This window comes from Ferruginibacter profundus (genome assembly GCF_054783275.1).
Window position 1 is genome coordinate 419,229 of record NZ_BAAGQW010000003.1, and the last position, 21,136, is coordinate 440,364.

The window sequence follows — 21,136 nt, forward strand, 5'->3', positions numbered from 1 at the left end:
ACTTTTCACTAATGCAACAAAGCCACTGGTTTTGATGTATGTTTTGCTATATTTTTATCAGGGCGAATACCTTTACAGTATTCTTTTCCACTAGCAAACGGTATATGTAACTGATTATTGTTTTGGAATTAATTAAAAGTTTCATTTAGAAATTTACTCTTAACCCTGCATCCATAAATCAAACTTCAGAACTCTAATTTCGGGAAATAAATTTAATTAACCACAGTATTTTGCAAATATCCTTTTATTATTTATAAAGTGAGGCGCATTAAATCTATTATCTTCATTATTAACTGCTAATCAGACAGCAGGGTTTGTTTATTTGTTGCATCAGCAATTTATTTTCTGATAAAACATATCAACATAAGCAAACATATTTTGTAAACTTTTCAAACTCACAATAAATTTTCAAAAAAAATGTTCTATACACTTACATTTCGTCACTAAATAGTTTAAAAAAACAGTACGGCACCACCGTATGTCAGCTAAAATATTTATATTCGCAGCCAGTACACCCCATATACAATAAAAAAGAAAACCTTTCGTTAACCAATTTGATAAACGAACGAATCATGTTAAAACTATTGTCAAGTAAAACTCTCTTCATTCTTGCAGCCGCTGCATTTTCTTTAAGTGCATGTAAAAACGGCGGTTTATTTAAAAAGAAAAGCGCCAAGTCATCGGCCACCGGTTGGAACTATGATGATAAGAACATGGGTAATTTCCATGTGGCAAAAGTAAAATACCCTAAAGCCGGACCAGGTCTTGTGTTTGTGCAGGGTGGCTCGTTTGTTATGGGTGCCAAGGACGAAGATGTAATGGGAGACTGGAATAATGTACCACGCCGTGTTACAGTTCCTTCTTTCTTTATTGATGAGACCGAAGTAGCCAACGTTCATTACAGGGAGTACCTGTACTGGCTTGAAAATACATTTTCAGGTGATACCAACATTATGAGGAAGGCACTTCCGGATACACTGGTATGGCGTGAAGAGCTGGCTTATAATGAGCCTTATGTGGAATATTATTTCAGGTACCCTTCCTATAACTATTATCCTGTGGTTGGTGTAAGCTGGCAGCAGGCGCATGATTTTTGTGTTTGGAGAACAGACAGGGTAAATGAGCTGAACCTTATGCAAAAAGGCTATCTGAAGAAAGACGCCGCAAAAAAAGAAATGAAAGGTGGTGCTGAGAATGCCTTCAATACTGAAACTTACTTAATGGCTCCGGATATGATCCAGGGAAGAAGTAAACCTAAAAAATCTGATCTTAAAGACGTAAACAATAAACCAAGAGGCCTTGTACGTATGGATGATGGTATTTTAAACATGGGATACCGCCTGCCTACTGAAGCTGAATGGGAATATGCTGCTTATGGTATTTTTGCACAGAACCCTTCTCCACGTAAAAAAGAAGGTAAAAACGGTGAGGAATTACTAAGCAATCAGCAAATTTATTCATGGAGTAATAACCCCAATGGTTTACGTGATAATCGCCGTGGCAGCTGGCAAGGTAAATTCTTAGCTAACTTTAAACGTGGTAGTGGTGATAACATGGGTGTTGCCGGTGGTTTGAATGACAGGGCTGCTATTACAGGCCCGGTAAAATCTTTTTACCCTAATGCCTTTGGTTTATACAACATGAGTGGTAACGTTAGCGAGTGGGTTGGTGATGTGTACAGGCCGTTAACACCCGAAGATGGACAGGATTTCAACTACTTCCGTGGTAATAAATTCCAGAAATACTATAAAAACGGTTCTGGTGAATACGAAAAAGACAGCGTGGGTACCACACAGGTTAACCGTTTGAAAAAAGTTGACATCTCTGATGATGATGTAAAAGGACGTAGCAACTACCAGAAAAATAATGTGATCAACTATCTTGATGGTGATTCTTCAAGTGGTGTTTACTATGGTTATGGCGTTTCTTCTTTAATCAACGATCAATCAAGGGTAATTAAAGGTGGTAGCTGGAACGACAGACCATACTGGTTATCTCCCGGAGCCCGTCGCTTTATGCAGGAAGACCAGGCATCAAGCACTGTAGGTTTCCGTTGTGCTCAAACTTACCTTGGCCCTCCTGAAGGACCTGGATTTAAAGACGGTAACATTTTTGGCAGCCGCAAACAGAATTCAAGAAAAAAGAAAAAATAGTTTCTTATAAATAACTACTAACCTCCTGAGAAAATCAGGAGGTTTTTTATTTTATTTATTACCCACATCTATAGTATTTTTGAAACATGCAAATAGAAAATCTTTACAGTATATTTTTACAACACCCTTCGGTACAAACAGATACCAGGAAATTAAAGCAGGGCGACCTGTATTTTGCTTTAAAGGGCCCTAATTTTAACGGCAATATTTTTGCGCAAAAAGCATTGGATACCGGTGCCGCATACGCTATAGTTGATGAGGATACCGGCCTGGATGATGACAGAATAATTAAGGTGGCTGATGTTTTAACCACCATGCAGTTATTGGCAAAACATCACCGGCAGCAATTTAATACCATGCCTGGCGGCAGGCAGGTTCCATTTATTGCTGTTACAGGAAGTAATGGCAAAACCACAACCAAGGAATTATTACACGAAGTATTAAGCACTACTTATAAAACATATACAACCGAAGGCAATCTTAATAATCATATCGGCATACCCTTAACCATTTTAAAAATAAAAGCAGATGCTGCAATTGCATTGATTGAAATGGGCGCCAATCATCAAAAGGAAATTGAGAGTTATTGCACATTTACATTACCTACACATGGCTTAATAACTAATTGTGGTAAAGCCCATTTAGAAGGCTTTGGCGGAGAAGAAGGTGTAAGAAAAGGCAAAGGTGAATTATTTGATTATTTAAGGGCTAATAACGGCACCGCTTTTATTATGAACGATTACGTGTACCTGCAGGAAATGAGTAAGGGAATTGCTACCGTTAAAACGTATGGTACTACTGCAGCTGAAATTACAGGTGTGGTAAAAAACAGTACCGGATTTTTAGAAGTGGCCATAACCGGTGGCGCTGCAATTGACACTATAAAAACACAATTGGTAGGCGAATATAATTTGCCCAATGTATTAGCTGCGGTTGCCGTAGGAAAATATTTTAATGTAACTGATGATAATATTAAATCGGCACTGGAACATTACACACCATCCAATAGCCGCTCACAATTAATAGAGAAGGATACCAATAAAATTATTTTAGATGCTTATAATGCCAACCCTACCAGCATGAAAGCAGCGATAGAAAATTTTGCAAAAATGGAAGGCAACGAAAAAGTATTGTTGCTTGGCGGAATGATGGAACTGGGCAGTGAAAGTTTAGCCGAACATCAATCGATAATTAATGTGATTGATAATTACAAATGGAAGGCGGTGGTTTTAGTGGGAGGTGATTATCATAAATTAAAACATTCTTATACTAATTTCGAAAATTCGCTGCAGGCAAAAGAATGGTTTAACCAACAGCATTTTAACCACACACAATTTTTAATAAAAGGGAGCAGAAGTATGCAGATGGAAAAGGTAATAGAATGATCTTTTCCACCTGCATTATTGCCATTAAAAAGTATACCTGATACCAAGTCCGCCCCAGCTGCCGGTAAAGCCTCTGCCGGTACCAAATTCAAATGAAGGTTGCCAATCGATGGAAAGGTTTAAAGGCGCTTTATTTATTTTGTAATCAAGACCTAATACACCATCAATACCTGCAAAGCTGCCATTGCCATATTTGGTATTATAAAACCCAAGATGTGCCCCCGGCCCTACGTACCATTTTAAACCCGGTGCATCATTAATATCAAAATGCAATTCGTACAGACCGGTAATTCTTGTACCTCTGCTCCAGAAAAAACCAATTCCTTCCAGTGCATCCCTGTCGTTTATAAAATGTTTGAGTGAGATACCGGCACCATCCAGGAATTTAATACCTAATGCAGTTTTATACGTGCTTCCCATACTTTGTGCCTTAACGGAAGTAATTGAAAAGAGTGCCATAACGGTGGCCACAATAATTTGTTTTTTCATAACGCTTGTTTGTTGTTTAGTTAAAAATGCCACTACTATTTGTTGGGTTTTGCAGGGCTTATTTTTTGTTTAGTTTTAAAACCCCCTTTTGCAAGAACTGTACCAATTTGCAAATAATCAGTATTGCATTTAAGATTATGTAAACACCAAATACATCGCATTATTCAAAAAACTATTTTTCGCCGGGTCGGTTACAATTTTTTTACAATCATTGTTTCAGCAGTACATTTTTCTTTACCATATTAGCTACAATCATTTTTCCGTATTCATGTGCCAATGATCCGGACGATGACGGATCAAAAGATTGTGTTTGCACTGAGTATAAAAGTTCTTTTGTGGTGAGATCGTAAAAATTACTTTCCCAGAAATATTTGGTGGAAGTTTCGTAATAACCCGGGCTGTAAATACGATCATACAATGTGGTGTAATATCCCCAGAACCTGTTATACCTGGTTACATAGGGTGTAAACATCATACCCCCTGCCCTGTAAAAATTTTCTTTTTCTTTATTGAGCAATACAATTGTAATTACAGCATCAATATTGCTGTTTCTTAATTTTTCCACCACAGCATTTTCGTCCTGGTTATCAAATGCCTTAGGGCCGTACACTTCATAGGCAGAAACTGCATCATAGCCAAGCTCTTTTAAATCACCGATCATATGCTCTTCCATTTTTTCCCTTATTGTTCTATCTGATTCCTTGATAAGCCCTACCACCATTATTTTATTAAATTTTTTATTGGTTGCATCCGGTGCCTTCCATGTAGAGGTAATTTTTGAACTGTTACAGGCCATTAATATAATAGCCAGTATAAATGCACCTATATATTTTTTTTTCATGACATCAAATTTTAAAAGATAAAAAATACCCTGCCGCCCTATGCGGCAGGGTTAGTGAAGCAGTATATTAAACTGCTTATTTAACGGCTATGTGTTTAGCCGGAATTTTCCTGGTTTCCTCAGTTTTAGGAAGCGTAAGTTTTAAAACCCCATCTTCATATTTAGCATCAATTTTATCCTGCATTACACCTTCGGGCAGTGTAAAACTTCTGCTGAAAGAAGAATAGTTATATTCCTTACGGGTAAACTTTTCATCCTTCTCTTCTTTTTCTTCTTTGGTTTCTGAGCTGATGGTTAGCATATTGCCTTCCACATTAATGTTAAAGTCATCCTTTTTCATACCTGGTATGGCAAGGGATACTTTAAAAGCATCTTTTGCTTCTACAATGTTTACTGCAGGTACGCTTAATACATTACCCCATAAATCGCCTTTGGAGTTATCAAACCATTCATTCCAGGGTTGAAAGAAATCGTTGAAAACGGAAGGGAATAAATCGCTTCGTTTTGCTATTGCTTTTGCTGACATAATTACCTCCTTTTGTTTTGTTGAATAATTATGTACCAAATGTATTATTACATACAGGCGAAAACAAAGATGTTAGTCACCAAAAACGATGAATATTGTCATCGTTGAGGAATTAAAAAACAATGCAGCATACAATAGTATTGATGGCAGAGGAAGAAAGGGAAACCGAATAAAAATCATTCATTGTGTTTACTCACACGCCAATCCAGGTCATCACACTAACCTGCATAAAAAGAAAAATCCTTCAGACTCTGAAGGATGCAGACAAAGAATTTTTCTTCTTTTATGCGGAGAGTAAGAGATTCGAACTCTTGATACCCTTTCGAGTATACACACTTTCCAGGCGTGCTCCTTCAACCACTCGGACAACTCTCCAGTTGTAATAATATAGATATCCTTTTCTCTATGCACAATTTCTCCCGATGCATCGGGACTCCTTCAACCACTCGGACACGTCTCCTTATTTTTAGCGGAGGGCAAAAATACAGTATCAGGCTTTATAAGCCGAATATTTTTTCTGCATTGGCAGTTGTTATTGCAGCTACCTCTTCTGCAGGCACATTTTTTACCAGGGCCAGCTTGTCCACTATATACCCCAGGTAACTACTTTCGTTTCTTTTACCACGAAATGGCACCGGTGTTAAGTAAGGGGCGTCTGTTTCCAGTACCAGGTGCTGCAGGCCAATTTTTTCTATCACCCGGTCAAGGCCGGCATTTTTATAGGTGATCACACCCCCTATACCCAAATAAAATCCCATATCAATAATTTCAGCTGCGTCAGTTGCATTGCCACTAAAGCAATGGAAAATGCCTTTTACGCCTTGTGCTGCATATTCTTTAACAATGGCAATGGTTTCTGCCATGGCATTACGGGTATGAATCACAATGGGCAATTTATAGTGCAGTGACCATTCTATTTGTTTTCTGAAGGCTTCATATTGCTGTGCCGTAAAAGTTTTATCCCAGTAAAAATCCAGGCCAATCTCTCCTATGGCAACAAATTTTCTTTTGGCCAGCCATTCTTCAACCAGCTGCAATTCGCTTATATAGTTTTCTTTTACGTAGCATGGGTGCAGTCCCATCATGGCGATGCATTTACCGGGATATTGTTCTTCCAGGCCAATCATCTGCGGATGCGTAGTGCTGTCTATTGCAGGCAGGTAAAATTTATGAACGCCTTTCTGTTCTGCCCTTTTTATTACAGTTGCTATCTCCGTTGTAAACTCTTCCGAATAAAGATGGGTATGCGTATCTATCAGGTTCATTGTTGTATTTGAAGTGCAAAAGTCATTAAAAATTGCCAATCACCTTAAATAGTTTCCGGCACGGGTGTAAAAACGGCTGCAGACCGTTGTTTAGCCATTGAAAAAAAATAATAGCCCTGCACCGTGATTTTACAAAGTAATTACCCCATTATAATACAATAGCCTGAAAGCCTTTGCTGGTAAAGGATACAGCAATTACCGGCGGCAGAAAACAATCCAAAAAAACTGCCTGCACATGAAAATAGTTAATAATATCAAAAAAAATATTGCTTTTTTAAAAACAAGGTTGTACATTTATCCTAGTTTTCATAGGGTACGGATTAAAAACGGGCCAGGGTTTCTACCCAGGCCCAATTTTTTTTAAGCGTATTCTCACTTAGTAAGACCCCTGCTCTCCCTGTTATTAAATGGTATTTTCCTCAATTTTTTTAAACACATATCCTTTAGCAGTAAAATGCTCCAGCAATTTTGGTAAGGCATAACTCATGCGTTCATTGGCCTTTTCGCTGTCGTGAAAAACTATAATGCACCCCGGGTAAACAGCATCCCTTACCTGCCGGAAACATTTATCCGGATCAAGTGTTGCAATCCAGTCTCCTGCCAAAACAGACCACATCACAGTTTGTATTTTAACGTTATTGCCATGTAGCTTACGAAGTTGCGACCTTGTTACCCGGCCATAGGGTGGCCGAAATAATGTACTGTGTATCTGTTCTGCTGCGGCAGCTATATCGCTCAAATAATCCTCATCACTGGTTTTCCAACCATTAATATGATGCATGGTGTGGTTACCGATAGTATGCCCTTCGTTGATTACCTGTTGGTATACCTGCGGAAATTTTTTTACATTATCGCCTATACAAAAGAAGGTAGCTTTGGCATTATATTTTTTTAATTCAGCCAACACAAATGGTGTTATCACGGGATGCGGTCCATCATCAAAACTGATATAGATCTCTTTTGCTTTAGTCTTGATATCCCATATACAGCCGGGAAAAAGCCTGCGTAACCACCAGGGTGTGGTGATAAAGAAAAGATCTTTTCTAAAAAATTTCGCTTTGGATTCTCTCCAGAAATGGGGGGCTATCATACTTTAAAAATCTAAACAAATCTACAGCGTAAAAGCTGGAAAAAGCGGGGTATTTTTTGGAGAAAATCAAAAAATCATGCAATATTCCCTATCCTGCATCGTTACCATTATAGAAAAAGCCAGGTAAAATCCGTTGTATTCAATCTTATCCTCCTGGCGACATTTTTAAAAAATGCCTATGAAAACAAATAGACTCCTAACAGCGTTTGTACTGGCTGCACTTACAATCAGTTTATTTTCCTGTAAAAAAGGAAGTATTGATGACGCAGTAGCGCCGGATACCGAATCGGAAACTACTTTTGAGTTAAGCGGCGACCAGGCCATTGCAGATAATTTAACCGAAGATGCCAATAATGTTTTTATAGAAGCCGCAGCAGATAAAAACCTGCTGGGTAACAGTTTTGCACCTCAACCCGTAGAAACGGCCAATTTACTGGCCTGCGCCACTGTATCTGTAACGCCTGCTTCAGGCTTTCCCAAAACCATTGTGATTGATTTTGGAAGCGGAAGCTGCACTTCGCCAGGCGGTATTGTACATAAAGGGAAGTTGAATATAGTGTTGTCTGATTCAGTTAGAAAACCAGGCAGTAAAGCAGTAATGACGTTTGTAAACTATTACGTAAATAATTTTAAAAAAGAAGGTACCATTACCTGGACGAACACGAGCATACCCAGTACCCGTAGCTGGCAGAGCAAAGTGGAAAACGGAAAGGTAACTGCACCTAATGGCATGTATTGGTTGCACAGCGGCCTTAGAGAAATTGTACAGATAGCCGGGGCCAATACACCCAGTACTTTGCTGGATGATATCTTTTTAGTTACCGGTAACCATACCGTAACCAATGCAGCAGGTAAAACAAGAGATTGTTTTATTACTGAAGCGTTGCAAAAGAAAATCAATTGCGATAATATCAGTGCCGGTAAATTAAAAGTACAGGGTGCCAGCCACAATGCTGTTATAGATTTTGGCAATGGCGACTGCGACAGGATTGCCACCATTTCAATTGACGGGCAGGCGCCAAGAACAATATTACTGCGATAAATTTTTTATGATTGATATTTCATAACCGTTCCTGACCCAAAGCAGGAGCGGTTTTTTATTGGCCTCATTGCGTGGCTGTGTTAGAGCAAATAAAAACTGGTATGCAATGGGTGATAGAGATTTTAAATGATTTCTAAGATACTAAACCAACTATTGAATCCACCAATACTCCCTGGAACCGGATGAGCATTGATACTCCTGCTTTGGCAGAATGCAGCATTATCAAAAAAATCCAACTTATCCTGCAAAGCAGAATAAAATCCGAGTGCAAGTGTACAATCCTTGTGATCAGTGTGCGAAATATAGTTGTTCCTGGCCGTATCTTTGCAGCATGAGTAAAGTAAGAGTAAGATTTGCACCCAGCCCCACAGGTGGCTTACATTTAGGTGGTGTACGCACTGTATTGTACAATTATTTATTTGCAAAGAATAAAGGCGGAGATTTTATTGTTCGTATTGAAGATACTGACCAGACAAGGTTTGTGGAAGGTGCAGAGCAATATATTTTTGATTGCCTTAAATGGTGTGGTATTGAGCCTGATGAAAGCCCGTTGCATGGCGGCGCTTACGGCCCGTATCGCCAGAGCGAAAGAAAAGAACAAGGCGTTTACAAACAGTATGCTGAAAAATTAATTGCAGACGGCCATGCCTATTACGCATTTGATACGCCGGAAGAACTGGAAAAAATGCGTAATGATTTTAAGTCTGCAGAAAATCCTTCCCCGCAATATGATCATCATCTGAGAATGAAGATGAAGAACTCATTGACATTAACAGCCGGTGAAGTGAGTAAGTTATTAGCAGATGGCGCAAGGCATGTGATAAGAATCAAAATGCCAAAAGGAGAAACCACAACGTTTACGGATATGATACGTGGTGAAATAAAAAATGAAACTGACCTGGTAGATGATAAAGTTTTATTGAAAGCGGATGGTATGCCTACTTATCATTTAGCCGTGGTGGTAGACGATTATTTGATGCAGATCACTCATGCATTCCGTGGCGAAGAATGGCTGCCCAGCGCACCTGTGCATGTATTGCTGTGGAAATATTTGTTTGGGTTAGATCAGATGCCGGAATGGGCACATCTGCCATTAATATTGGGGCCCAGTGGCAAGTTGAGTAAAAGAGATGGCGCAAAATACGGCTTCCCGGTTTTTGCCATGAACTGGATGGATCCTAAAACCAACGAACTCACGGAAGGATTTAAAGAAAAAGGATTTTTACCTGAAGCCTTCATTAACCTGTTGGCATTATTAGGCTGGAATGCCGGCACCGAACAGGAATTATTTACCAAAGAAGAGTTGATCGAAAAATTCAGTATTGACCGTGTGCATAGCGGTGGTGCAAAGTTTGATTATGAAAAAGCAAAGTGGTTCAACCATGAATGGATAAAGCGATTGCAGCTTTCGGATTTGAGATTGCTGATAGAACCCATTCTTACCCATGGAGGAATTGATATTGCAGATACAGATAAAATAGATAAAGTAATTGGCCTTGTAAAAGACCGCTGTACTTTATTACCGGATTTTTATGAGCAATCAGTTTTCTTTTTTAAAGATCCTGAAACGTTGGACAGCGATGCTGTAAAACCAAAATGGAATCTGGACAAGAACAATTTTTTTGAAGAATTTGTTACTACATTAACCGGAACCGGGAACTGGGAGTTAGGTGTTATAGAAGAAGCTTTCAAAAATTTAGCCACTGAAAAAAATATTAAACCCGGCGAATTGCAATTGCCTTTACGCATTATGCTGGTGGGAGGAAAGTTTGGCCCACCTGTTTTTGTAATTGCAGAAGCTATAGGTAAAACGGCTACAATAAACAGAATTAAAAAGGCGTTAGCTATTTTTTCGGCCCTTTAAACCCGGGCTGCGAAATATTGTCTATCGCCAAAATCATCTTAATGAAACACCTGCTTATTGCTGCACTCGTATTGGGTTTTGTTTCCTGTAAAAAAACTTCATCTGATACATTACCTCCTGTTGTTACCACAGATAGTTTTACAGTTACTGTAAACAACGGTTATGGTGCCGGTAAATATAAAACCGGCGATACCGTACATATTTTCAGCACTTCCTACACCGATGCACAGGTATTTGATAAATGGAGCGGCAGTGATGTGTCGCTTTTAAATGCTTTTGAAGAATGGCATACCTGGTTTATCATGCCGGCCAGGGCTGTTGCTTTTACAGGCAGTGTAAAAAGTATTACAGCATTTACGTTACAATATGAAATGATCAGGGGAAGAGACAGAATGAAACCCGTGTATTATTACTTTCCGGCAGGGCACAAAGGTTTTGTGTATTTATTGCATGGCTCGGGTGGCAACGCAGCTAATGTGGCCAATAGTTTTGAGTTTAAGCAATTGTATAAAGACCTGGTGAATAATAATTTTGGTATCATTATTACAGAAGCGGAAGAAGCTACAACAGGTATTGATGCCAATGGCGATGGAAAATTAAGATGGGGTTACAGCCCTTTTGATTCCACCACCAATGTGGATTATGCCAATATAAAAATCATTACCGATACTTTTTATAACCGTGGTACTACTAACAGAACCAAGCTGCGTTACTCTGCAGGTATGAGCAATGGTGGTGCTTTTTCTGCATCACTATCTGCACTTTTTAAATATACAGCAGGCGTTAGTTATTGTGCGCCAAGCGGCGCTCCCATCGCACAAACATCCACCACACCATTTCAATTTTGTATGGCAAGGTTTGACAATAATGACAACGTGGGGCCACAGGGCAACGCAGATGCGCTGGCCAATTCCGGCACATTTAACAGCCGTGGCATTTGCAGTAAATATTTTATTAAAGAACACTCGCCTTTATATGCCGAACGTTTTGCAAGAAGGGGCGATATCTCCGTTGCACAATCCACTGCAGTTTTTAATGAATTAAAAAGCAAAGGCTATCTCACCAATAAAAATTATTTTATCGGTTATTCTGATGCATTTGTAACCACTTATCAATCTAACCCCACTGCCTTTTCGCAATTGAATAGTTTGAATGCATTACAAAAACTTTTTGTGATAGAACAAATAGACCTCGCCGTATCTGACCACCAGATGTACAGTGATTATAACAGGGTTACTTTAAAGTTTTTAAATACACAGTGTTTATAAAACGTATTTAATCTTCTGCCGCTGCAAACCATTTACGATAGAGCTTCCTGAATAGAGGTTCCAGTAACGCTAAGAAAATTACCACACCCACTATTTCTGCAATCAGCAGGTATAAAGGAAGATTGTAGGATTCGTCAACCGTTACTCCGTTTACCTGGTACCTGCTATAATGATCTTTCATCGCATCATTCAAGGCTACAAATACCAGCGGAATAAATGGTGTCATAAATAAAAATAAGTTGAGTGCAATGCCCTGTATTGCCTTACGCACTTTTGCACCAAATATGGAAAGTGCAATAGCTGCAAATATGATATAGTACACCACAATAAAAGAAAGTACGGTGGTTTCGCTGCTGCTGTAATTAGCCACCATCATAAACCCCGTAAAAATTACCAGTATCACTGCGGTTAACAGGGAAAGAAAGAATGTTTTGGTTGTGCTATGCCTGAAAATAAATACCAGCAAGGTTAGTACAAACGTAATGTAAAAAAATATCCTCAGGTAACTGCTCCAGTCATACTTCCACGCATATTTTTTTGTTACTGCATTGTCAATACCGAAACCGATCCTTGATAAGCTGTATTGTTTCCTGATCTTAGTTTCATAATTGTCATTCACATTATAACTGTCATCACCATCATAATAATAACCATAACGGCTATCTGCAGCATATTTAATTTTTAATGCTTCCATCCTGTTGAGCAAAGCTGCCCTGTCGGGTTTTTGATAATTCCTGATTACCGTTCTGTATATTGCTGCAGAGCGCAGTATTTTTTTTGAAGCATAAGCATCAGCATTGTAAGAACCAATAAAATTATAATTATTACATTCAAAAAAAACATACAAAGAATCGCTGACCTTTACCACACTATCTGTTTGAAACAGTTTTGTTCTTAACTCCGCAGTATCAATAACACGAAACACCGGTTTGTCAACATATACCACTGTATCTCCCCTGTTTTCAGCCTGCACACCGGCGGTACTTTCAGTAGGTAATTCATTCACCACTTTACAGGTATCTTTTTTCCAATCTAAGGGCAGTAAACCATATTCCAGTTTACAGGCAGTAGTATTTAATTCATTGATGTCGTTTACAATTTCATCGTTACCAAATTGCTGGTTGGCACGGTAGGTTTCTATTGCCGAAGGAATAAAACAAACCGCTACCATTGCGCCGATACATACAAAATACAATGCAAAAGCTTTTACACCATCCCATGCAAACCAGTTACCATAGCGTTTAAATACATTGAAGCGCAATAAAAATATTAACCAGAACACAAAACCAATAAATGCCAGGAGGCCAACAAATGTAATCCAACCGCCAATGCTGTTGTATTGTTTGGCATCAAAAAAAGCCAGATAACAAAATATACTTAGTGCCAATGCAAATAAAACCGCAAACCACAGTACCAGGTGTGTTCTTGTAGCCCATATTGTGGGCTTATTGCGCAATAAGTTGTCATCAATTTTTTGTAAAAAAGCAGGAACTAATGGCCGTTTATTCATTGAAGTAGTTGTTGCAGTGTTTAAAAAAAGCGTTTTGTACTGTAAGTAATATCCCTGAAATAAGTAACGGGAATATTTGCCGTTATCATTCTTCCTATTATTTCCTGTGCCGTTAATGCAGTTGAAATAATAGTATAAAATCCTCCGTTGAATTGTAGTTCAATTGTACCCTCGCCAAATAAATCCACAATACTTTCCCTGCCTGCTGCTGTTTCAAATTCCACAGCATTGCTTGTAATTTTTTCTGCCCTGTCGTTACTGCTGTACAGGCAATTGCCTTGTTTAATAAAGATCACCGTATCTGCAACTTTTTCCACTTCATGCAATTGCTGCGAACTTAAAATGATGCCCATTGGATTGTGTGCACCCTTTGCCATAAAAATAAGATCAGTTAAAATAGTTTGCTGGGCATTAATATCGAGGTTAGCCAATGGTTCATCTAAAATCAGCAGCCTTGGTTTTTGCAATAATATTCTTGCAATTTCAAAACGGGTGCGGTAGCCGCTGCTGATCTGGTTCCAGGTAAGATGGGCATAGCTGCTGAGGTTTAAACGCTCCAGCATAAAATTTACCATCAGATCATTTTTAGCACCGTAAACACCCGCTATCGATGCACTGAAATGCAGGTTATCTTTCAGCAATCCATACCATTTAGGAATACGCTGTGGTATAAATGCAATATGGTTTTTTATTGCATAGGCATCAGGCTGTTGCAACAAGTGATATTTTATTTCGCCATTGTCCAATGCCAGCTGGCCGGCAAGGCAACGCAGCAAAGTGGTTTTACCATTTCCGTTTTCGCCCACCACGCCTAACACGGTTCCTGTACCAACAGACAGGTCGATAGGTTTTAAACTAAAATTTCCGCCGCTGTAAGTTTTAGAAATTTTTTCGGCACTTATCAATGGATAGTTTGCAACGGTGCTGCTACCGGTTACGGTTTTTGCCTGTTGCAAAATACTTTCGGCCTGGCTGATAAAATTATCCGGTATGGGTTTTTCCGGTTTTGAATTTTCATTTTCATGATATTCCCTGCTCCAGCTGATAGCAGTTTCTATTAAAGTATCGTCCCCGGTATCTAAACAATAATCCAGGGTTCTTCTTACTGCAACAGAATAATCACCATGTTTTAAGTAATCGGCAATTTCACCGGCAACAGATGTGTTCATAAAATAAAATGAAGGGTAAATTAGTGATCTGCAAAATAGGAAAGTATTACAGATATTTGGTGAATAGATTTACTTTTACAAAAGTTTTAATCAATTGCATATGGAAAAGAACAGGCCGATAAGGGTTTTGGTAGCTAAAGTAGGTTTGGATGGCCACGACCGTGGTGCCAAAGTAATTGCCACAGCCTTACGTGATGCCGGCATGGAAGTAATTTATACCGGCCTGCGCCAAACGCCTGAAATGGTGGTGAATGCTGCATTACAGGAAGATGTGGATGCGATAGGCATCAGCATTTTAAGTGGTGCACACAATACTGTTTTTCCAAAAGTAATTGCTTTGATGAAAGAAAAAGAAATGACCGACGTATTACTCACCGGCGGAGGCATTATTCCAGAAGATGACATGAAGGCGCTGAATGCAATGGGTGTAGGAAAATTATTTGCACCTGGTACACCTACTACAGATATTGCGGATTACATTAAGGGCTGGGTTAAAGAAAACAGAAGTTTTTAGGCGGCAATTATTCTCAAAACATTTTTCAGAATAAAGCAGAAAACAATATGTTGCTTTCTGCTACCTGTTTGCCGCTAATTTACTACTCTTCTCCCAATGCAGGTACTTCTGTTGATTTTACTACCTTATTAAAAAATCTTACCTGGCCAACCCTTCTTTTTTCCTGCACTTTGTATAAATACTCCGAAATAAAATTTCGATTGTTATAAATGTTTGCTTTGTCAACTGTTGATTGAATATAGTTTTGAATAAATCTTTGTGCGGATTCACCAATATATACCAGGCCTTCAAATGCTCCTTTACCCACCATTACAATCAGCCATCCTGTTAAAATTGTTTTGATAAAGATCATTCCATCCTCTCCCGGTTCGATGGGCAGCGGGTAAATCATTAAACGTATAAAAATAAATGCACTGGAAGAAAACAGTGCGCCAATGAAAAATGTTTGTTTCAGAAATTTCTTAACCTGCGTTTTTACTACTGTGTTCATACAATGTACTTTATTTTTTTAGGGGTTGTTTTTTAATTGAGTGCAAAGGAAAGAAGTAATACAACGTATGAATAAATTAAACTATTGAAAGGGCTCAGCTATTTAACCAACGGCAATAAATGAAATATGCAGGTAATAAAAAAAGCTGCTTTTGTAAAGCAGCTAAGGATAAGGCAAACGCATATTTAATGAAGTGTATAATGTGTTAACGCATGTACATCTCCTGCAGATGAAGTAGTTACTATTAGCCCCACACCTTCGGCATAATAATATTGTGTAAAAAAATTCAGTGACTTCAGACTGTCGTTCATCATCATCTTATTTTCTGCTTCCACAACAACCACATTATTATAGAGCTTCCCTTCCACTTCTTTATTTATTCCTGCGGCAATTACTGTCATCACCAGCATATTATCAATGCCATTGGCTTTAAATTTCACTACCCAGTTATCGCCTTTTTGTAAATCATTTGTAAGCCAGGGTTGAAAGTTGCCCGCTTCCAATGCATCGGTAATAATAAGGTGACCGTCAGTTTTTACAATGCTGATAGTATTAGCGGTGCTATTATGCAGGGCAAACTGGTTACCAGTAGCATGAATGATCTTGTTACTGTATGTAGTGCCGTCATTTTGTTTGTAGTGCCATTCATTGTGCAGGGCCAGGGGATAAAAGTTTGCCATTCAAAAAAAATAAGTTTTGCAAAGCAACATTTCAGGTGTGGCCTGAACAGGGCAAAACGATTGAATGGTATTTTGTATTTAGTAAAAGGCAATTTTATTTCAATGCTTCCATCACTTCTTCTTTACGCCTGCGGCTTACCTCTACCTTAGTTTTATCTTTTAATACTGCAAATCCATCATGATCGATAAAGGAAATAAATTTTTTATTTACCAGGTGGCTTTTGTGTGTGCGGATAAAATGCTGTGGCGTTAGCAGAGCATCATATTCCCCCAGCGTTTTTGATATCAGGTAACTCTTTCCTCCTTCTGTAAAAAATTTAGTGTAATTGCCTACCGCTTCACAACGTATGATATCAGCCGGCTGCAGGTAATGCACCCCTTCTTTTGTGGGTAGTGCCAGCCTAAACTCATCCGACGAAGGCGATTGTATATTGTGCATAATATTCTTCAGCAGGTCGTACTGTTCTTTATAATCCTGTGTGGTTTGCAAAAAGCGTTGTACAGATAACTGCAATTCCTCCACGTCAATGGGTTTTAGCAAATAGTCGAAAGCACTAAAACGGATGGCCTGTATAGCATACTCATTATAGGCAGTTGTGAAAATGAGTTTAAAATTTTTGTTGGGCATTTTCTCCAGCATCTGAAAACCGTTCAGGTGAGGCATTTGTATATCCAGGAAAACGAGGCCCGGCTGAAATTCATGGATGATCTCTGCAGCTTTTCTTGAGTCGTTGCAAACTTTTACCTGCATTATTTCAGGTACTGCTTTTTCAATCATAAGCCTTAGAGAATCTGTTGCCCTTTCTTCGTCGTCAATTAAAAGCGCTTTAAGCATTGTATTAGTTTTGAATTGGAAAATTAATTACAACTTTGGTACCGAGGCCTTCGCCATCAATATCCACCAGGTCATGTATCTGGATAGATCCGTTTTTGCCTAAACTATTAGTAAGTGTTTTTAACCGCTCTTCTGATACAGCAATGCCTTTGCTGGTATGCTTTTTATCGCTGCCGGTAAGGCCTTTTATTTCTGATGCCTTACCTCTTCCCACTCCGTTATCTTCAATGATGCATTGTAAAAAATCCTGCATCTCGGTAAAGGTTATGGTAAGCCTTCGGTTGTTTTCCTTATGCATTAATCCATGCCAGATAGCATTTTCCACAAAAGGCTGAATAAGTAATGTAGGAATTTTTATTTCTTCTATTTCAATGGCTTCATCACAATGAATACTGTAAGTAAATGATTCTTTAAATCGTACCGATTCCAGTTCGATATACATTTTAAGTATATCAATTTCTTCTCTTAATGTGATCGACTCTTTATCGCTGTGCAAAAGCACCATACGCAATAATTTTGAAAATCGGGATAAATACCGTGTGGCCACCATTTCTTCATTAGCTAATATCATTTGCTGAATGGAGTTCAATGCATTGAACAAAAAATGCGGATTCATTTGCAGGCGTAAACTTTGCAGGCGGCTTTCGGTGGCTTTCTGTTTATTTTCCCACAATTCAATAGTGGCCTTTTGTTTTTCTTCTTCAGCTCTTGTTTTTTGCATCTGGTTGGCACATAATGCTGCAATGGTTTGCAAGATGATCACATGCTTTTCGGAGAAAAAATGCTTTTGCCTGTGCTCGCTGTCTATCACACCCACTACCTTATCATCAATTAGTATCGGCACCGCTATTTCCGAATAGCGTATGCCATCATCAACAATATACCGGTTGTCTTTTTCGGTATTATTAATGATCTCTGCTTTACCTGTTACTGCTACAGTGCCGGTAATGCCTTTGCCTACAGGTATTTCAATAGGTTCGTGAATGGTAAAATCAACCGGATTTTTGGGGCCATAAGCAGCTTTTTGCACCAGCACGTTTCTTGTTTCATCTTTCAAATAAATAACACAGTCCTCAAAATTCAATTTGCTGATACAGTTTTTTGCAACATCCCAAAGCAGTTCGTCGGTGTTTTTATGGCTGTTTATCTGCGACGCAAAATAAGTGATCACCAATTCTGTTTCCAGGTGACTGCGTTTTTCCATTTGTTGTTTGCGGTAATAATTTATTACATACACAATCAGTAAAACGGCTAACAAACTGCCCAATAATCTAAACCACCAGGTTTTATAGAGTGGTGTAGAAATAGTAATGGTCACTTCATTTTCTGCAGCCTGCCAGTTTTTATTATCATTGCTTATTCTTACCTTAAAAGTATATTTTCCGGGAGACAGAGAACTGTAGCGTACAAAATTCTGATCGGTAACTTTTATCCAGTCTTTATCCAATCCTTCTAAACGATATTGATAATAGGTACGTAAATGCGGAGAATAATCTACTGAGCTGAAATAGAAACTCACCTGGTTATCCGAAGAAGGCAATTCAAAGCTGGCGGTTTCTGTAATATTAGAGACTATACTTTTGGTTTCAATTCTGTTAACCAAAGCATTGAGTAATATTTTTTTGTTGAACAAGGAATCGGGATAAAAATATTGCAGGCCTTTAGGTGTACCAAAAACAAATTCGCCACCAGGTGTTTGAAAATATGACCCTACCCTGAAACCATAAGTACTTAACCCATATCGTTCGTCGTAAGAAGTAATCGTACTGTCGGCAATATTATAACAGGCCAGCCCGATATCATTTCCAATCCACATGCGGTCGTGTTTATCGAGTAACAAACCTTCCACCCTGTCAATAAGTAATCCATCTTTTTGTGAAATATTTTTAACCCTGCCATCTGTATATAAAATATCCAGGCCCTGGCGGGAACCGATATAAATATTTTTTTTGTTATCAGCATTGATACAAAAAATTCCATTGCTGGATAAACCATTGGAAGTACTGCGTATTTCCAATTGCCGGGTTGCCAGGTTAAAGTGATAGGCCCCCGAATTATAAGTTGCAACCCATAAATTATCCTTATCTGTAAACACTAATGGCACGCAATAGATTGAATCCAGTTTTGCAAGCGGAGAGTGTTCAAAATTATCCACTTCGAATGTTTCGGGATTTATTTTGCAAATACCATTTCCGCCACAGGCCCATATATTACCATCGGGCGCCAGTGTGAGGTAAGAAACCTTCTTTAGTTTAATGATATATTTTCCGGTACCGGTATTTTTAACCTGCCGTACCAGTTTTAAATTTTTATCTATTACCACTATTCCGTCAGTTACTGTGCTTGCCCAAATCCTGTCTTTATTATCAATTGCAATTGAAGATACTTCCTGTTTCTTCAGCAGCGGCTCTCCTTTTTCTCCGGGGTAATTAATAAAGGTGGTGGTATTGGTATTTCTTTTCCATTCCAGTAAACCCTCGGCAGTACCTATGTAATAAGTATTATTATCTTTTGTAGCTATGCCGGCAATGTGGCCATCGTAACCGTTACCTTTTTTATCTGTAAAAATATTCTGGTTACCTACAATATCGTTGCAATTAAAATAGCTTACACCATTGGGATTAGTGGCTACAAATATCCATCCCTTTTCACCTGTTGTTACAATTGTAGTGGCACCATTGGCAATAGAAGAAGGATCGGCAATGTTATGGGTATGGTTATATATTTTTTTCGTATGGCTATCATAAATATAAATACCGGAATTCAATGTGGTAAAAAGGTATTGTGTGGCATTTATTTTTTCCGCACCAGTAAACCACGCCGTAATTTTTTTTCCAAACTGGTCTTTAAGATCTTTAAAAGGGTAACTTACTGCAGTGGTGGCAAGGTCAATATTTTTTACTTCGTTGGTTAACCGGTCAAAAACAAGCAGTTCGTTGGTGCCCCATTTAGTCAGCAATGTATAATGTGGAAAGTCATATTTTTTTTCCACCTGTCCCGTACCGTAATTTACTTTGTAGCTCAATTCTTCCTGCACAAAAAAATAATTATTCTCGTCATAGCAAAACACCTGTCGAAAGCCCTTAAGCTGCAGGCTATCGAAGCCCTTTACCGGTATAAAAGAAAATTGTGCCTTTGTAAGTGAATCAGTTTTCAGATAACTGCTGCCGGCATTAAATTTAAAATTGCCGTTGCCGGTAAATAATGTTACTGCACCCGCCGGTGCATTTAACAATACCCTTGTTTTTATATAACTGTTGTTTTCATACAAAGCTACCCTGTGCAACTGCCTTCTTTCATCAAACATAACAACATTACCACCGGTAGTTAAAACCCAAACCCTGTTGCTGCTGTCGCAGATCACCTGTACTATATTGTTATTCTGCAACTGCGGATATTCTGTAGCAAAATATTTTTCTACTGTTTTACCGTTGAACATATTGAGGCCGTTGCCCGTGCCTACCCATAAATTACCTTTTGTATCCACACACATGGTATTTACGCCCAGGTAAGAAAGCCCGTTGGAAGTATTGAGGTGTTGAAAAGCAATGCCGGACTGGGCCATACTTTTTGCACAGCAAAAGCTAACAGCCAGTGTTATCCATATTTTTTTAAACCGATGTACCAGCAAACTATACTTTTTTTACGCCGGGTAAGCACCTGCGGCATGCCTGAACAATATACTGCAGTTAATTTATAAACTGAGGTAATAGTGCGTAAAATATCCTGAAACAGGATATGAAAAACTGCAAAACTATTCTGCGGTTATTGCTGCCAATTAAACGGCAAAGGGCCGGCTTAAAGCCAACCCTTATCAATGCTGTACCTGTTGAAAATAATATTGCTGCAATTGAATACAATTATTCTGCAAACCTAAATATTATCCCGTGTTTCCGTACCCGTTCCATCATAAACAGGCCCGGTATTGCTTTCTTTTCAGGTGGATTAAAAACTTACCTTAATTTATTCTGAAGCCATTGTCATGGCTATACTTCCCATTAAAAAGCTCATTTCT

At 38.7% G+C, this 21,136-nt stretch carries 17 protein-coding genes and 1 tRNA gene; 6 read left to right on the top strand and 12 right to left on the bottom strand.

What is annotated here, in order from left to right; translation table 11 throughout:
• Nucleotides 1–572: 572 nt before the first annotated feature.
• Both ACYVM0_RS21585 and ACYVM0_RS21590 read left to right on the top strand, forming a co-directional pair.
• Nucleotides 573–2,153, top strand: a complete 1,581-nt coding sequence (locus tag ACYVM0_RS21585) for an SUMF1/EgtB/PvdO family nonheme iron enzyme (protein ID WP_460560586.1) — start codon at nt 573–575, stop codon at nt 2,151–2,153.
• 86 nt (nt 2,154–2,239) lie between these two features.
• Complete coding sequence (locus ACYVM0_RS21590) at nt 2,240–3,538, top strand: UDP-N-acetylmuramoyl-tripeptide--D-alanyl-D-alanine ligase (protein ID WP_460560588.1); 1,299 nt, start codon at nt 2,240–2,242, stop codon at nt 3,536–3,538.
• 24 nt (nt 3,539–3,562) lie between these two features.
• On the opposite strand, the gene ACYVM0_RS21595 is transcribed toward ACYVM0_RS21590, so the two are convergent.
• The 6 genes from ACYVM0_RS21595 to ACYVM0_RS21620 form a co-directional block, all read right to left on the bottom strand.
• Nucleotides 3,563–4,027: a hypothetical protein gene (locus tag ACYVM0_RS21595; protein WP_460560590.1), complete on the bottom strand. Its 465-nt coding sequence runs from the start codon at nt 4,025–4,027 to the stop codon at nt 3,563–3,565.
• A 208-nt stretch (nt 4,028–4,235) separates the two neighbouring features.
• Nucleotides 4,236–4,868 (bottom strand): hypothetical protein, encoded by a 633-nt coding sequence (locus tag ACYVM0_RS21600; protein ID WP_460560592.1) that lies wholly within the window; start codon nt 4,866–4,868, stop codon nt 4,236–4,238.
• 76 nt (nt 4,869–4,944) lie between these two features.
• Entirely contained in the window at nt 4,945–5,394 is a 450-nt protein-coding gene (locus ACYVM0_RS21605) for an Hsp20/alpha crystallin family protein (protein WP_460560594.1), read from the bottom strand.
• 288 nt (nt 5,395–5,682) lie between these two features.
• A tRNA-Ser gene (locus ACYVM0_RS21610) sits at nt 5,683–5,769 on the bottom strand.
• A gap of 122 nt (nt 5,770–5,891) precedes the next feature.
• A complete protein-coding gene (locus tag ACYVM0_RS21615) occupies nt 5,892–6,659 on the bottom strand; it encodes a TatD family hydrolase (protein ID WP_460560595.1) in 768 nt (255 codons plus the stop codon).
• A gap of 403 nt (nt 6,660–7,062) precedes the next feature.
• Complete coding sequence (locus ACYVM0_RS21620; RefSeq protein WP_460560596.1) at nt 7,063–7,749, bottom strand: polysaccharide deacetylase family protein; 687 nt, start codon at nt 7,747–7,749, stop codon at nt 7,063–7,065.
• A 178-nt stretch (nt 7,750–7,927) separates the two neighbouring features.
• Here ACYVM0_RS21620 and ACYVM0_RS21625 point away from each other — a divergent pair, with 178 nt between their 5' ends.
• The 3 genes from ACYVM0_RS21625 (at nt 7,928) to ACYVM0_RS21635 (ending at nt 11,923) form a co-directional block, all read left to right on the top strand.
• Nucleotides 7,928–8,791: a hypothetical protein gene (locus tag ACYVM0_RS21625; protein ID WP_460560598.1), complete on the top strand. Its 864-nt coding sequence runs from the start codon at nt 7,928–7,930 to the stop codon at nt 8,789–8,791.
• A gap of 331 nt (nt 8,792–9,122) precedes the next feature.
• Nucleotides 9,123–10,655 carry a glutamate--tRNA ligase gene (gltX, locus tag ACYVM0_RS21630; RefSeq protein ID WP_460560600.1) on the top strand — a complete coding sequence of 511 codons (1,533 nt, stop codon included), beginning with the start codon at nt 9,123–9,125 and terminating at the stop codon, nt 10,653–10,655.
• Nucleotides 10,656–10,696: 41 nt separating this feature from the next.
• Complete coding sequence (locus ACYVM0_RS21635; protein WP_460560602.1) at nt 10,697–11,923, top strand: alpha/beta hydrolase family protein; 1,227 nt, start codon at nt 10,697–10,699, stop codon at nt 11,921–11,923.
• 7 nt (nt 11,924–11,930) lie between these two features.
• Here ACYVM0_RS21635 and ACYVM0_RS21640 read toward each other — a convergent pair whose 3' ends face one another.
• Both ACYVM0_RS21640 and ACYVM0_RS21645 read right to left on the bottom strand, forming a co-directional pair.
• Complete coding sequence (locus ACYVM0_RS21640) at nt 11,931–13,433, bottom strand: hypothetical protein (protein WP_460560604.1); 1,503 nt, start codon at nt 13,431–13,433, stop codon at nt 11,931–11,933.
• 20 nt (nt 13,434–13,453) lie between these two features.
• On the bottom strand, nt 13,454–14,602 hold the full coding sequence (locus tag ACYVM0_RS21645) for an ABC transporter ATP-binding protein (RefSeq protein ID WP_460560606.1): 1,149 nt from the start codon (nt 14,600–14,602) through the stop codon (nt 13,454–13,456).
• 100 nt (nt 14,603–14,702) lie between these two features.
• Between ACYVM0_RS21645 and ACYVM0_RS21650 the strand changes: the two genes are divergently transcribed.
• Nucleotides 14,703–15,116, top strand: coding sequence for a cobalamin B12-binding domain-containing protein (locus tag ACYVM0_RS21650; RefSeq protein ID WP_460560608.1), 414 nt, complete (start codon nt 14,703–14,705; stop codon nt 15,114–15,116).
• 82 nt (nt 15,117–15,198) lie between these two features.
• On the opposite strand, the gene ACYVM0_RS21655 is transcribed toward ACYVM0_RS21650, so the two are convergent.
• From ACYVM0_RS21655 to ACYVM0_RS21670, 4 genes are all read right to left on the bottom strand, one after another.
• Nucleotides 15,199–15,606, bottom strand: a complete 408-nt coding sequence (locus ACYVM0_RS21655; RefSeq protein WP_460560610.1) for a hypothetical protein — start codon at nt 15,604–15,606, stop codon at nt 15,199–15,201.
• A 185-nt stretch (nt 15,607–15,791) separates the two neighbouring features.
• The gene (locus tag ACYVM0_RS21660) at nt 15,792–16,286 is read right to left on the bottom strand and encodes a hypothetical protein (RefSeq protein WP_460560612.1); all 495 of its coding nucleotides are present in this window, start codon (nt 16,284–16,286) and stop codon (nt 15,792–15,794) included.
• 94 nt (nt 16,287–16,380) lie between these two features.
• Entirely contained in the window at nt 16,381–17,121 is a 741-nt protein-coding gene (locus ACYVM0_RS21665; protein WP_430987627.1) for a LytR/AlgR family response regulator transcription factor, read from the bottom strand.
• Between the two features lie 4 nt (nt 17,122–17,125).
• Nucleotides 17,126–20,686 (bottom strand): sensor histidine kinase, encoded by a 3,561-nt coding sequence (locus ACYVM0_RS21670; RefSeq protein ID WP_460560615.1) that lies wholly within the window; start codon nt 20,684–20,686, stop codon nt 17,126–17,128.
• Between the last annotated feature and the right edge of the window lie 450 nt (nt 20,687–21,136).

Bases quoted from the DNA above. Each gene is read 5' to 3' on its own strand.
- ACYVM0_RS21585 (WP_460560586.1), top strand. From the start codon at position 573: ATGTTAAAACTATTGTCAAGTAAAACTCTCTTCATTCTTGCAGCCGCT.
- ACYVM0_RS21635 (WP_460560602.1), top strand. From the start codon at position 10,697: ATGAAACACCTGCTTATTGCTGCACTCGTATTGGGTTTTGTTTCCTGT.
- ACYVM0_RS21595 (WP_460560590.1), bottom strand. From the start codon at position 4,027: ATGAAAAAACAAATTATTGTGGCCACCGTTATGGCACTCTTTTCAATT.
- ACYVM0_RS21615 (WP_460560595.1), bottom strand. From the start codon at position 6,659: ATGAACCTGATAGATACGCATACCCATCTTTATTCGGAAGAGTTTACA.
- ACYVM0_RS21640 (WP_460560604.1), bottom strand. From the start codon at position 13,433: ATGAATAAACGGCCATTAGTTCCTGCTTTTTTACAAAAAATTGATGAC.
- ACYVM0_RS21650 (WP_460560608.1), top strand. From the start codon at position 14,703: ATGGAAAAGAACAGGCCGATAAGGGTTTTGGTAGCTAAAGTAGGTTTG.
- ACYVM0_RS21590 (WP_460560588.1), top strand. From the start codon at position 2,240: ATGCAAATAGAAAATCTTTACAGTATATTTTTACAACACCCTTCGGTA.
- gltX (WP_460560600.1), top strand. From the start codon at position 9,123: ATGAGTAAAGTAAGAGTAAGATTTGCACCCAGCCCCACAGGTGGCTTA.
- ACYVM0_RS21605 (WP_460560594.1), bottom strand. From the start codon at position 5,394: ATGTCAGCAAAAGCAATAGCAAAACGAAGCGATTTATTCCCTTCCGTT.
- ACYVM0_RS21645 (WP_460560606.1), bottom strand. From the start codon at position 14,602: ATGAACACATCTGTTGCCGGTGAAATTGCCGATTACTTAAAACATGGT.
- ACYVM0_RS21600 (WP_460560592.1), bottom strand. From the start codon at position 4,868: ATGAAAAAAAAATATATAGGTGCATTTATACTGGCTATTATATTAATG.
- ACYVM0_RS21660 (WP_460560612.1), bottom strand. From the start codon at position 16,286: ATGGCAAACTTTTATCCCCTGGCCCTGCACAATGAATGGCACTACAAA.
- ACYVM0_RS21625 (WP_460560598.1), top strand. From the start codon at position 7,928: ATGAAAACAAATAGACTCCTAACAGCGTTTGTACTGGCTGCACTTACA.
- ACYVM0_RS21670 (WP_460560615.1), bottom strand. From the start codon at position 20,686: ATGGCCCAGTCCGGCATTGCTTTTCAACACCTCAATACTTCCAACGGG.
- ACYVM0_RS21665 (WP_430987627.1), bottom strand. From the start codon at position 17,121: ATGCTTAAAGCGCTTTTAATTGACGACGAAGAAAGGGCAACAGATTCT.
- ACYVM0_RS21655 (WP_460560610.1), bottom strand. From the start codon at position 15,606: ATGAACACAGTAGTAAAAACGCAGGTTAAGAAATTTCTGAAACAAACA.
- ACYVM0_RS21620 (WP_460560596.1), bottom strand. From the start codon at position 7,749: ATGATAGCCCCCCATTTCTGGAGAGAATCCAAAGCGAAATTTTTTAGA.